At 51.0% G+C, this 12,726-nt stretch carries 10 protein-coding genes; all 10 read right to left on the reverse strand.

The features are described from left to right. Positions 1 to 63 precede the first annotated feature (63 nt). The gene (locus J7L64_03780; GenBank protein ID MCD6451467.1) at positions 64 to 840 is read right to left on the reverse strand and encodes a PQQ-like beta-propeller repeat protein; all 777 of its coding nucleotides are present in this window, start codon (positions 838 to 840) and stop codon (positions 64 to 66) included. Positions 841 to 950: 110 nt separating this feature from the next. Next, positions 951 to 2,012: a sensor domain-containing diguanylate cyclase gene (locus tag J7L64_03785; protein ID MCD6451468.1), complete on the reverse strand. Its 1,062-nt coding sequence runs from the start codon at positions 2,010 to 2,012 to the stop codon at positions 951 to 953. Positions 2,013 to 2,033: 21 nt separating this feature from the next. Continuing rightward, complete coding sequence (locus J7L64_03790) at positions 2,034 to 2,819, reverse strand: hypothetical protein (protein ID MCD6451469.1); 786 nt, start codon at positions 2,817 to 2,819, stop codon at positions 2,034 to 2,036. 122 nt (positions 2,820 to 2,941) lie between these two features. Next, the gene (locus tag J7L64_03795; GenBank protein ID MCD6451470.1) at positions 2,942 to 4,012 is read right to left on the reverse strand and encodes a mannose-1-phosphate guanylyltransferase; all 1,071 of its coding nucleotides are present in this window, start codon (positions 4,010 to 4,012) and stop codon (positions 2,942 to 2,944) included. Positions 4,013 to 4,015: 3 nt separating this feature from the next. Beyond that, on the reverse strand, positions 4,016 to 5,380 hold the full coding sequence (locus J7L64_03800) for a phosphomannomutase/phosphoglucomutase (GenBank protein MCD6451471.1): 1,365 nt from the start codon (positions 5,378 to 5,380) through the stop codon (positions 4,016 to 4,018). 8 nt (positions 5,381 to 5,388) lie between these two features. Then, positions 5,389 to 6,498 carry a DUF362 domain-containing protein gene (locus J7L64_03805; protein ID MCD6451472.1) on the reverse strand — a complete coding sequence of 370 codons (1,110 nt, stop codon included), beginning with the start codon at positions 6,496 to 6,498 and terminating at the stop codon, positions 5,389 to 5,391. Positions 6,499 to 6,531: 33 nt separating this feature from the next. Further along, on the reverse strand, positions 6,532 to 9,150 hold the full coding sequence (locus J7L64_03810; protein ID MCD6451473.1) for an SUMF1/EgtB/PvdO family nonheme iron enzyme: 2,619 nt from the start codon (positions 9,148 to 9,150) through the stop codon (positions 6,532 to 6,534). 131 nt (positions 9,151 to 9,281) lie between these two features. Then, on the reverse strand, positions 9,282 to 12,062 hold the full coding sequence (locus tag J7L64_03815; protein MCD6451474.1) for a PAS domain S-box protein: 2,781 nt from the start codon (positions 12,060 to 12,062) through the stop codon (positions 9,282 to 9,284). An 18-nt stretch (positions 12,063 to 12,080) separates the two neighbouring features. Then, positions 12,081 to 12,452: a response regulator gene (locus J7L64_03820; protein ID MCD6451475.1), complete on the reverse strand. Its 372-nt coding sequence runs from the start codon at positions 12,450 to 12,452 to the stop codon at positions 12,081 to 12,083. Next, positions 12,434 to 12,726 (reverse strand): hypothetical protein (locus J7L64_03825; GenBank protein MCD6451476.1); only part of this gene is annotated, 293 nt, incomplete at its 5' end. The genes J7L64_03820 and J7L64_03825, both read right to left, overlap by 19 nt.

Here is a 12,726-nt window from a genome sequence, read left to right on the forward strand (position 1 = left end):
CCTTTTCCCCCTTCTTCCCCAAAGGGCTAAGCTTCCAAAGAAGCCGATTGATGAAGGATGGACTCACTCTAAGGCGTAGAGGTAGTGATCATCGCTTCCGAAGTAGACGGTGCCGTCAGCGACCGCCGGAGAGGAGACCACCTCATCCTCTGTTTTGAACCTCCATTTCAGCTTCCCTGATTTAGCATCGAGGGCGTAGAGGTAGTGATCAGTGCTTCCGAAGTAGAGGATGCCATCAGCGACCGCCGGGGAGGAGTGCACCGAATCCTCTGTTTCGAACCGCCATTTTAGCTTCCCTGATTTAGCATCGAGGGCGTAGAGGTAGCTATCATAGCTTCCGAAGTAGACGGTGCCGTTAGCAACTGCCGGGGAGGAGCGCACCCAATACCCTGTTTCGAACCGCCATTTCAGCTTCCCTGATTTAGCATCGAGGGCGTAGAGGTAGTGATCGCTGCTTCCGAAGTAGACGGTGCCATCAGCGACCGCCGGGGAGGACCACACCGCATTCCCTGTTTTGAACTTCCATTTTAGCTTCCCTGATTTAGCATCGAGGGCGTAGAGGTAGTCATCGCCGCTTCCGAAGTAGACGGTGCCATCGGCGACCGCCGGGGAGGAGTCCACCGTACCCTCTGTTTCGAACCTCCATTTCAGCTTCCCTGATTTAGCATCGAGGGCGTAGAGGTAGTGATCGTGGCTTCCGAAGTAGACGATGTCATCGGCGACTGCCGGGGAGGAGTCCACCGCATTCCCTGTTTTGAACTTCCACCTTATCCGGTGGAATTCGGGAACCCCCTTTGTCTTATAGACCCCGGTATGAGCGAGGTTTGCCCGGAACATCATTTCATCCCTCCTTAGGTGAATACACCGTACACTTTTGGAAAAGGGTATGCTTTCACCACTATAAACTCTTCTCCCCTAATTTTCAAGAGGTATTTGGGAGTCGATCCCGATTAGGAAGGAGGTTCCTCGCCGGCGAGCCAGACGCCGTTTTTCGTTCGGTTCTTTATCACATACATCGCTTTATCCGCCAGGCGGATCAGCTCAGCAACAGAAGAGGCGTTTTTCGGATAGGTGGCGATGCCGAAGCTGGCGGTAAGTCTTATGTCCAGTCCCTTGGCTGTGGCGAAGCGATGAGAGGCTATTTTCTCCCTCAGGTTTTCGGCGAGCCTTTTCGCTTCGCAGACATCGGTATCGGGGAGGACGATGATATACTCATCACCACCATAGCGAACCAAGATGCAGTCTCGGGGGCTTTCCTCCTTTAAGAGGAGAGCCACCTCCTTTAGTACTTCGCCTCCGACCTCGTGTCCGTAGTTGTCGTTTACCTCTTTGAAGAAATCGAGGTCGAGGAAGATAAAGGAGAGAGGCTTTCCCTCCCTTTTCGCCTTTTCCATCTCCTCCCTCGCCTTTCTGAAGAGATAGCGTGAATTGTAGAGACCGGTGAGGTCATCGGTTATGGCGAGGAGTTGGGTTTTCTCGTAAAGGGTGGCGTTCTCTATGGCGATCGAGGCGAAGTCTGCCACCAGCTCCATCTTCTCGAGATCATAGTTGGTGAATCTGCCGCCTTCGCCTACTTTATTTATGATCTCGATGACTCCGAGCGTTTTGTTCCTGCTTACTAAAGGGACACAGAGTATCGACTTTGTTTTGAACCCGAGTATCTTATCGATATCGGGAAAGAAGCGCGGGTCCTTCCTCACATCGTTTACCAGGGCGGGTTTCTTCTCCTTAGCTACCCAGCCGGCAATCCCCTGGCCTATCTTGAGCTTTACTCCCTTGAGTTTCCCCCCCTTGGAGCCGAGAGCTTCTTTGAAGACGAGCTTTTCTCCCTCTTGATCTATGAGGAGAAGGGACCAAGCCTCCGAAGGAACGAGGGAGGTGCTTATATCCATCAGCTTAGTAAGTACCTCTCGAAGTTCTAAGGTGGAGGTTAAGGTCCTTCCTACCTCCCGGTAGAAATCGAACATCAACCGCGAGGTACTGCCCTTTTCCTGCTCAGGTAAATCTTCCATCCTTTTCCTGTAGGCAGAAAGCTATTTGGCTAGCTCGAGCTTCCCCCTCTTTTCCTCTATAAGTTCAACCAAACCGAGGACAAAGACCAGAGAGACGGCATAATGGAAGATCATCTCGAATATGGTGCCAAAGAACCCCCTTACTCCGCTTACCCGCGCCATATGTATGGCAGGTCGGAATAGATGGTAGATGATGAAGAGGAGACCGAGGAGAAGGAGTATCTGGGTGGATTTTTTAGTAAGGGTAGGCGATTCCACCTTCTGCCACTCCGCCACCCTCTTTAGGGCGATCACCACCGCTATGGCTAAGGGGATAAGGAAAAGAATGGCATCAGCGGAGTAGATTTTGAAGTTATAGTAGAAGAGATATTGAAGGGGTATTCGTCCACCTTCTATTGGGAGGATCATTAGAAAGAGATAGGAAAAAGCGGATATAAAGAGGATCTTAGCCAGCTCTTCCTGTTCCTTAAGGTAGAGATTAGCGAAGAGACCAAGCATCATCAGGAGGAAGAGGATGGTGAGAAGAAAACCAAAAAAGGAATAGCCGGTGGCGGCGATGGAGACGAACATCCCAAGGACGACAAGTCCCATATGGGCGAGCGAGACCAAAAGCTTGGTAAGCGATTGAGAAAGAAAGAGGTAACCTACTCCAAAGGAGGCGAGGGAGGCGATTAGCCAGTAGGCATCTGCACCCTCAAATCCGAGGAGCAACATCTTGAAGAGAAGGGAGAAGAACCACACCGCGGAGGTTGCCATTGCAAGGAACAACACCGGGTTGGTTCCGAATTCATATCTTTTTTCTTTCATCTGACCTAAACCCCTTTTTGCTTCCCTTTAAATTACTTAAGTTTCTTCAATTATAAAAACTTTTCTTTGGCTGATATCCTATAAGATATGCCTCCTTCTGTCAAGGTTTTTGAAAAGTGAGATCAAAGCAGTTCATCCCGTCCTTCTTCTTTTAGTTTAGCGATGATCTTCTTCACCTCCTGGGCTCGATCCTCGTGGCAGATGAGAAGGACATCGTCCGTTTCTACTACTACCAGATGGGAAACCCCAATAGCTGCTACTGGCTTTTTGGGGCTATCGATGATATTTTCTGTCGAGTCGATGGCAAAGAATTCCCCCCTAACCCGGTTTCCATTATCATCCTTTTCCCATACCGCCTTTAGTGCCTTAAAGCTTCCAAGGTCGTTCCAGGGAAAGATCCCCTTTACGCAAAGGATGTTTTCCGCCCGTTCCATTATTGCATAGTCGATGGAATCGACCGGTGCTTTGGCATAGAAGCGGACTACCGCTTCTTTTTCCTCCTCTTCTGTTCTTGCTGAGGCTATCTCTTCAAGCAGGGGATAGAGCTCGGGTTGATGTTCGGAAAAGGCAGAAAGGAGCGTTTTTATCCCGAAGACGAATATCCCCGAATTCCAGAAGAAGTTTCCCGCCGCAAGATAACTCTCCGCTTTTTTCCGATCGGGTTTTTCCACGAACCGGTTTACCTTGAATATCTCACATCCCTTTATCTCTTCCTCCTTTTCTCCTACTTCGATGTAGCCGTACCCCGTCTCCGGATAGCTTGGTTTTATGCCAAAGGTTATCAGGTTATCACCCACCTTTGCCCTCTCCACCGCAGCGGAAAGGGCGAGGCGGAAGAGATCGTCATCCCCAATGTGATGATCAGCGGGAAGGGCGACCATTACCTCGTCTGGGTCTATTCGATGGAGGTGGGCGGCGGCAAACCCAAGACAGGGGGCAGTGCTTTTCCCCGCCGGCTCGACGAGGATGTTTTCCTCAGGTGCTTCAGGGATCCTTTCTCGAAGGAGATGGCGGTGGGCTTCGCCGATGACGAAAAATATCTTATCGTAGGGGACAAGAGGGAGGAGGCGGGATACTGTTTCCTCGATCATCGTCCGTTCCGATGCGATGGGGAGGAACTGTTTCGGCAGATTCTTCCTGCTTCGGGGCCAGAAACGGGTTCCGGAGCCACCCGCCATTATCACCGCAAACATAGGCTATCTCCCCTCTTTGTGCCCTTCCATAAATTCCTTGAGCTTATCCTCCATCATCCTCCGGATCTCGTTGAGCCTTTTCTCTGTATCTGCCTCGAACCGGAGGACGATCACCGGCTGGGTGTTAGATGGTCTGATCAGCCCCCAACCATCGGGAAAGACTACCCTCACTCCATCTACATCGATGGTCTGGTAGTGTTCGTCGAAATATTTTTTCGCCTTCTCCACCACTGAGAACTTGATCTCATCGGGACAGGGGAGACGGATCTCCGGAGTGAAATAGGTCTTGGGGACATCGGCTAAATGCTCAGATATGGTTTTCTCCTCTCTGCTCAGGATCTCCAATAAACGGCAGGCGGCGAAGATGGCATCATCGAATCCGTAGTAATTGTCGGCGAAAAAGAGATGCCCGCTCATCTCCCCGGCTAAAGGGGCGTTTATCTCCGCCATCTTCTTCTTGATGAGGGAGTGCCCTGTCTTCCACATAACCGGGCGCCCCCCGTGTTTTTCGATGTCTTCGATTAGTGTCTTGGAGCATTTCACCTCGAAGATGATGGGAGCGCCGGGGTTCCTTTTAAGGACATCGCGAGAGAAGATTATGAGGAGCTTATCTCCCCAGACGATCTCCCCCTTCTCATCGATTACCCCTAACCTGTCTGCATCGCCGTCGAAGCCGAGGCCAAGGTCGTAACCCCCCTCCTTAACCGTTTTGATGAGGTCGGTTAAGTACTCGGGGACAGTGGGATCGGGATGGTGGTGAGGGAATCTTCCGTTGAGCTCGCAGTAAAGCTCCTTTACCTCACAGCCGAGTTCCCGGATGAGCCTTGGGGCGATCAAGCCAGCGGTGCCGTTTCCCGCATCGATCACCACCCTTAACTTCCGCTCGATCTTGATCCTCTCTTTGATCGCCTCGATGTAATCATCGATCAGGCTCCGCGAGCTGAGGGAGCCCGTTCCCGAGGCGAACTCCCCCTTCTCTATTATCTTCCTCACTTCCTGAATCTTCTCCCCATATATCGCCTTTTTCCCCTCACAGATCTTGAACCCATTGAATGAAGGAGGGTTGTGGGAGCCGGTTACCATAACCCCACCATCGAGGTCGAGGTAATGGAGGGAGAAATAAAAAAGTGGGGTAGTAACTACCCCAAGGTCGATCACCTCTGCTCCCGTTTCTATAAGGCCTTTTATTAGTGCTTTGGAGAAAGACTCGGAGGAAAGGCGATTATCCCTTCCCACCGATAGAAGCTTTTTCCCTCTCTCTTTGAGGTAGGTCCCTATCCCCAGACCGAGTTGATGCACCACTTCAGGGGTAAGGTCCTTGTCCACCTCACCTCGGATATCGTAAGCCCTGAAGATCCCTTGGTTCATCTTTGCTCCTATAGGGTTACATTTATCAACCTGTACCTTCGGGTTCCTAACCCGATCCTCTCGGCATAAGAGAGCCAGCCCCGCCAATCGACATCCGGGAAGAGAGCGCGAAACTTGTCCTCTCCGGGATTGAAGCCAGAGGTCAGCTTCGAGTTCTTTAGCCCTTGCTGCTGGTTGACCAGATCAACCGATGCCTGGTCGATCGCCACCGGGTCCCGGGAGGCGAGGATGCCGATGTCGGGAACGATGGGGTTATCGCTGAAGGTGAAGCAGTCACAATCAGGGGTTATGTCGAGGAGGAAGTTGAAAAACACGGTCTTATCCCTCTTTTTCTCCCAAGCAGCGTAGGCGGTCTCAACCGTCTTTTCCGCCACTACCTCCGGTGCCTCGTTCCACAGGATCCTGATCGCCCCCTGACGGCAAATGGTGATACAATCACCACAGCCGATGCATCTTTTTAGATCGAAGCTCGCCTTCCCCTTGATTATCTTTATCGCCGATACAGGACAGACAGCGACACATTCACCACATCCGATACAGAGTTCTTCCCTTCTTAACTCCGGCTTTATGTGGGCGTGCATCTGTTGTTTACCGCTTCTCGGCGCTGCTCCCATTCCCAGATTCTTTATCGCCCCACCGAAGGAGGTTATCATATGACCTTTAAAGTGGGTGAGCACTATCAGGGCGTCCGCGTAATAGATAGCGGAAGCAATGCGGACCTTCTTGAACCGCGGGAGGTTGACCTCCACCTCTACATAATCTTGGGAGATAAGACCATCGGCGATGATAACCGGTGCCCCAATTGTGGCGTAGGAGAAGCCGTGAGAGATAGCGAGTTCCAAATGATCCACCGCATTCTTTCTTTTCCCGATGTAGAGGGTATTTGTATCGGTGAGGAACGGTTTCCCTCCTCGCTCTTTGATCAAGGAGACGATGGGGGAGACGAAGATGGGACGGAGATAGCGGGTTCCTCCCTCTTCCCCCATATGGAGTTTTATCGCTACCAGATCCCCTTCATCTACGAAATCGTTCCCCACTCGGTTGATCAAAGCGATTAACTTCTCTATTAGGCTTTTGTTCTCCGTTGCCCGGGAACTGACAAAATATACCTCCGACATCTTCCTCTCCCCTTGGTGCCAAGTTTTCTTTTTTCAGTTGGCTGGTTTTACACAGCGGAAACCTATCTCCCAACTCCGCTGTTTCGGTTCCATCCCCGCCCTTGCCGGAGTGCGGAAGAAGAAGGGATTACTCATCCATCCCCCACCCCGGATAACATAGAACCCTTTTTTATAGTCCACATCTTTATGACGATTCCCCGGGTAAGGTCTATAGGGGGAATCAACCCATTCAGCTACATTACCCGCCATATCGAAAGTGCCATAAGGGCTTTTCCCCAATATATGAGAGCCGACAGCCGAGGTACTACCTACCTCCTTTTCTCCATAAGCACACCGGTATATAGTGAATAGATGAAATAAGGAGATAGATATATCCTTATTTCCCCAGGGAAACTCCCGTTTGTCCTCCCCCCTTGCCGCCTTTTCCCATTCCTCCTCGGTAGGGAGCCTTTTCCCCGCCCATTTAGCGTAAGCTTTGGCGTCCTCCAAGGTAATGTCGCAAACAGGATGCCTCCCCGTTCCCAGTGGGTACCTCCCTTTCTCCCAGTTGGGAGGTGGAGGGTAGCCCGTTTCCTTCAAAAACTTGAAGTAATCACGATTTGTTACCTCGAACTTATCTATGTAGAAGGAATCCACAAAGACCTTATGTTGTGGTTGCTCGTTTTTGAACCACTCGGCATCCCATTTATGAGATAGGTGGCTCTGGGAGATGTCGCTTAGGTTGGTACCCATAAAGAAGCTGCCCGCTGGCACAAGCACCATTTCCCCTCTTCCGGTATCGGGGAAGATGATGAAGAGGAAAAGGAAGAGAGCGATAGCGGTTATAAGTAGTACCGCAAATATCCCAAGTATCGCCTTGGCGAAGCCACTTCTGGTGTAGCCGGCTAAGGTGAAGATCCCCCTCCTTAGGAGATAAACCCCCAAGGCTAATAGAGGAAACTCCCACAGCTTGGTATAGAAGGTGGAAAGGGGCATAAGGGTGAAGAATATCTTCACCGAGGAGGAAAGCTCACGAAAATTGGCGAGAAGATAGGAAAAACCAATACCCCATACCCCCCAGCAGAGGATTACCGTTGCTGTTGCTAAGGGGGGAATGAAGAACCGACGAGCGATAAAACCGAAGATTAGGGCGAGAGCGAAGAAAACCACTCCCTCCTCGAATCTGATCCCATTCTCCTCTATCAGGGGGAGCATCACCAGTCCGATGGCAAACGCCGCCCAGAAGATAAATAGGTCCCGAAGCGAGGAGAGGGCTCGGGATATGGTGGGTTTTATCAGCTTGAACTCGGTGGTGATGACCGCGCTTAGGGTGTTTACGCCAGAGAAAAGGAAGGGAAGATAACCGCCTCGCGGGAAAAGAAGGGGTTTCCCTCCCTTCCAATACCCAAAGAAGGGGATGAAGGAGAGGGCGAAGACAGAGATGGCGCTTATGGGTACGGAATCGGATATTATTCCGATAAGGAACGATTGGGCTACCAAGCTTATCCCAAAAGCCAGCTGGGACATCGGAGAGAGTGAGGGGTGGGTTTTGAAGAGGAAAAAGCCAAATCCCACTCCCCAAAGGAGGAGGAGGGCGTTTTTCACCCATCCTAAGAGATCGAACCGTCTCGCCCGAAGGTGTGGGATTCCCTTTTCTTCCTTCTTTCCTGTGAGCTTCCTCTTTATTCTTTCGAAGATACTGGTCGTTCTTTCTTTTTCAACCGTTGGTAGTCTCACCGTCCTTGGCTTGCCCTCAAGCGCCTGGGCGAGCTCGGATGCGGAGTTCCATCGCTCCTCTTTGTTCTTCTTCAGCGCTTTCAATATCGCCTCGTTTATTCGCTCGGGTACATCGGGGATGGGCGCTGGTTCTTCTCCCAGGATCCGAGATTGCACATCCCCCCCGGGGAAGGGAGGTTGGCCGGTTAAGAACTCGTAAAGCACCACCCCTAAGGAGTAGATATCGCTCCGCTGATCAGTTGGTTCTCCCAAAAGTTGTTCCGGTGACATATAAAGTGGAGTGCCGATCACCTTGGCATGGGTTATCCTTTTGAGACAGTCGTCTATATTAGCGGCGATGCCGAAGTCGGTTATCTTGATCACCCCTTCGTGGGTCTTCATAATGTTTGAGGGCTTTATATCCCGGTGGATCACCCCCCGGTTATGGGCGTAGCCCAACCCTGCGCAGATCTGCTTCGCGTATTCTATGGTCTCGGTAAGGGTGAACTTCTTTCTCCTCCTCAGGCTTTGTTCCAGGGTATAGCCGTCGATGTATTCCATTATTAGGAATTTGTATTTCCCCTGGTCTTCAAAATTGTAGAGCCTCACTATATTGGGATGGGTAAGTAACATCGAGGCTTTCGCCTCTTTCTTCAGGTCTTCTATTGCTTCCCGATTGTTGACCAGCTCCTGAGGGAGAAACTTGATGGCAACGGTGAGGGAAAGCTCGAGATCGAGTGCTTTGTAAACCACCCCCCGTCCTCCACGCCCCAATTCCCGGAGGATCTTATATCGCTCCCCGATGACCATTTGCGGTTTAAAGTAGGATACCGTCTCCGCCAGTTTGGGGTTGAGGCGATAGTTCTTTGGGGTGATCATCTGGGAGAGATCTGCACCGCACTTGATACAGTAGTAATTTCCATCGGGGTTCCAAGCGCCGCATTTACCACAATACATCTCTTCCCCTTCATAAAAACGAAGAAAGGATGGCAGAAAGCCACTTTTTACCTTTCAATTATACCGAGGAATGAAATAGGAGTCAAGAAGGAGGGAGATGCCTTTCTTCCATGGTTTCGAATGTTGGTCCCTTATGAGGAAGCTTTTTCTTTTTTCTCTTTTTGTTCCTCCTTTTCCGGGATGAGAAAGATAACCTTGGTTCCTTTGCCCACCTCGCTCTCGATGAATATCCTCCCTCCGTGTTTCTCGATGATGCTCTTCACGATGGGAAGGCCAAGTCCGGTTCCCTGGATCTGGGTGCTGGGGCGGTGAACCCGATGAAATTTTTCGAATACCCGTGGTATTTCATCCTTGGGGATGCCCATACCCGTATCCTCCACCTCGACCCTTATCATTCCATCCTCCCGAACAACCCTTATCCATACATTCCCCTGTTCCGGAGTGAACTTGATGGCGTTGGTGATGAGGTTTATCATCACCTGCTTCATCTGGTCGGGATCGGCAAAGACCTTGCCTATATCCGGTGCTACCTCGAGTGAAAGAGGGATACCCTTTTTCTCCGCCTGGGGCTTCAATTTCTCCACTACATCCTGGCACATATCCGGAAAATCGAACCAGACCTTCTTGGTGGGGATCCTCCCCGTTTCTATCTTCTGGATATCGAGCAGGTCCTCGATGAGCCGGGTGAGCCTCTTACCCTCATCGAGGATTATTTTAAGGAATTCGTTCCTCGTCTCCGCATCCATCTCCGGGTCGTTCAGGATGGTGGAGGCGAAACCGGTGATGGAGGCGAGAGGGGTGCGGAGCTCGTGGGAGACCGCGGAGACAAAGTCGGTCTTCATCCGGTCGATCTCGGCAAGCCGGGTTATGTCCTGAAGGAGGAGAGCTACCCCTAAAAACTCCCCTTGTGGTTCGCTGTAGATGGGGGCTATGTTCGCTCTTATAACCTTCGTCCCGGTTTCTATCTTCATCTCATAGAGATGGCGTTCCTCTGGGGATCCGCTCTTGAACTTGGCGATAACCGCTTCAACCTTCTTTCTTGTCTCCGGTTTATGACAGTCGTAGACACTTTTGCCCACCAGTTCATCCCCATCTATGTTCAGGATCGCCTCCGCCATCCGGTTTACCAAAAGCACCTTGTTCTCGGCATCGGTAACGATGAGCCCCTCGCCCATATTCTCGATCAGGTTCTCGAGATAGGCTTTTGATCTCGCTATTTCCTCCTCGAGCTTCCTTCCTCCAAGCGCCACCCCTATCTGATCGAGGAACCCTCTTACCCTTATTACATCCTCCTCCCCTAAGGGTTTGGTGTTTCCTATCCCTACTACCCCCAGTACCTCACCTCCCGCAGTTATCGGTATGTTTACGATGTAATCACAGCCAAGGAGATTGGCTATCATCGATGCGGCTGGTTTCAACTCCACCCGGTCGGTGAAATCCTTCACCAGCTCCGTTACTTCCATTGTTCCGTTCGAGAAGAGGGGACGTTTCTCCAACACCACCTTTCTCAGCTTACTTCCAGGAGAAAGTGGTATCTTAAGGCCAACGAGATCGAGCCCGGTAATCTCCTTTATCTTGGCATTCAGCGCTTCGGGCCTCGTGCTGTAGGTATAGACGAGGTACTTCTTGTCCTCGGAAAGGAGCAGCAGGTCGAAGAAGTGGTAGTTGTATATCGCTCGGGCTCCCTCACATATCATCCTGATCACCCGGGAGAGCTCTTCACCTGAGTTGAGCCTCAGGTTTATCTCCTGGATCAGCTGACTCTCACGCTCCAATACCTTGCGGTCGCTGATATCGCGGGAGGAGGCGAGCATAGCCACCACATTTCCCTCTTCATCCCGCACGCTTCCCGAGCGTAGTTCAGCGATGAACCTTTCCTTGTTCTTCCTCAAACCGATCAGCTCACCGGTCCATCCCCCTTTCAGCGTCTTTGGGATAACCTCGCGGAGGATCACATCCAGTTGTTCCGGTGCCCAGCAGTCGGCAACTCTGAATTTCAACGCCTCCTCTTTGCTGTATCCCCATATCTCGCAGAAGGCTTCGTTTACCTCTATTATCCTGCCGTCCACATCGGCGATGCAGATCGCATCCATAGAGCCGGAAAACGCTTGATAGAATAGCTTGAACCTCTCCTCCGCTTCCTTCATTTCGGATATGTCGAGTAATGCCTCTATCCCTCCGGTGATATTTCCGTTCTCGTCTCGTAAGAGATCAATGCTCCTTAATACCGTGATCCTCCTTCCGTCTTTGGTAAAGAAGTGCTTCTCTTTGCCGGAGACCGGTTTTTTTATCTCGGGGTCAAAAAGACCACAATGTTCGAGGCATTCCTCACACTCAAGGATGGAGCAGCTCTTGCCGATAAGCTCCTCCTTTCGGTAGCCAAGCAGACGCTCAAACTCACGGTTAACCTTCACTATCTTCCTATCGGGGCTTACGATGAAGACGGCAGCAGGGATAGCGTTGAACAGGATGTTCTCCACATACTCCTTCTCCCTTCGGAGCGCTTCCTCCAGCTCTTTCTTTTCGGTGATGTCTATAATTATCCCTTGATAGCCGATTACCTTTCCCCGGCTGTCTTTGACAGCAACCGCCGATTCCAAACAGTGGATCACCTCGCCGGTTTTCTTCCGATACGATACCTCGAGCTGAGATATCTTCCCCTTCTCCTTGAGCTGGTGGAGAAACCACTCCCGCTTTGCTGGTTCGAGGTAGATTTCCTTGGCGATATCGGTGGCGAGGAAATCCTCCTTGCGCCTGTAGCCAAAGAGTTTCACCAGGGATTCGCCTACATCAAGTAGGTTTCCCTCAGCATCTAAGAGGTATATCCCCTCCTTTAAATGTTCGAGGAGAGGGTCAAGTTGGAATCTTCCCTTTGACTTATCCTTTTCAGAAAGGCTTTTTCGCTGAGCCATTTTTCCGCGCTCCTCGCGCTAAGCTTGTTCCAAGATCTCTTTTACTTTGGCGACGAGTTCATTCACATCGAACGGCTTGGTTACATAGTAATCGGCGCCGAGCTTGTTCCCTTTTTCCCTATCCGTCATCTGTCCTTTAGAGGAGAGGATGAGGAAGGGGACCTTAACTAAGCGGGGTTGGCTCTTTACCCATTCGAGGAGGGCGAAACCGTCCATCCGGGGCATCATCACATCGGAGATGATGAGATCAGGAACATCTTTTTCCAATATCTCCTTCGCCTCGAGCCCATCATTGGCTACTAGAAGCTTATGCCCTAATTTCTTTAAGTTGTAGGTGATGAGCCGTACCATATGGGGCTCGTCCTCAGCTATCAATATTTTTTTTGCCATTTTTCCGCCTTGGTTTTAATGGACTTGGTTGGTTTCATTGGCTTTGCCGGTTTCACCGGTTTAAACCTGCGGTTGATGACCGGTTTTATGGGCTTTGGTTTAGGCTTGATTTTAATCGGTGGAAGAGGACGAGGTTTCTTTTCCACTACCGGTACCGATTTTTTGACCTTAACCCGAATGTCGTCGAAGTAGACATGGGAATTTCCCCAGGTCCTTAACCCTATCATCCCGTTGGTGTAGGTTTTGTCCTTCCCCGTAAGCACCAGTTTTCCAG

The organism is Acidobacteriota bacterium (assembly GCA_021161905.1).
In the GTDB taxonomy this organism is placed as follows: Bacteria; Acidobacteriota; B3-B38; order Guanabaribacteriales; family JAGGZT01; genus JAGGZT01.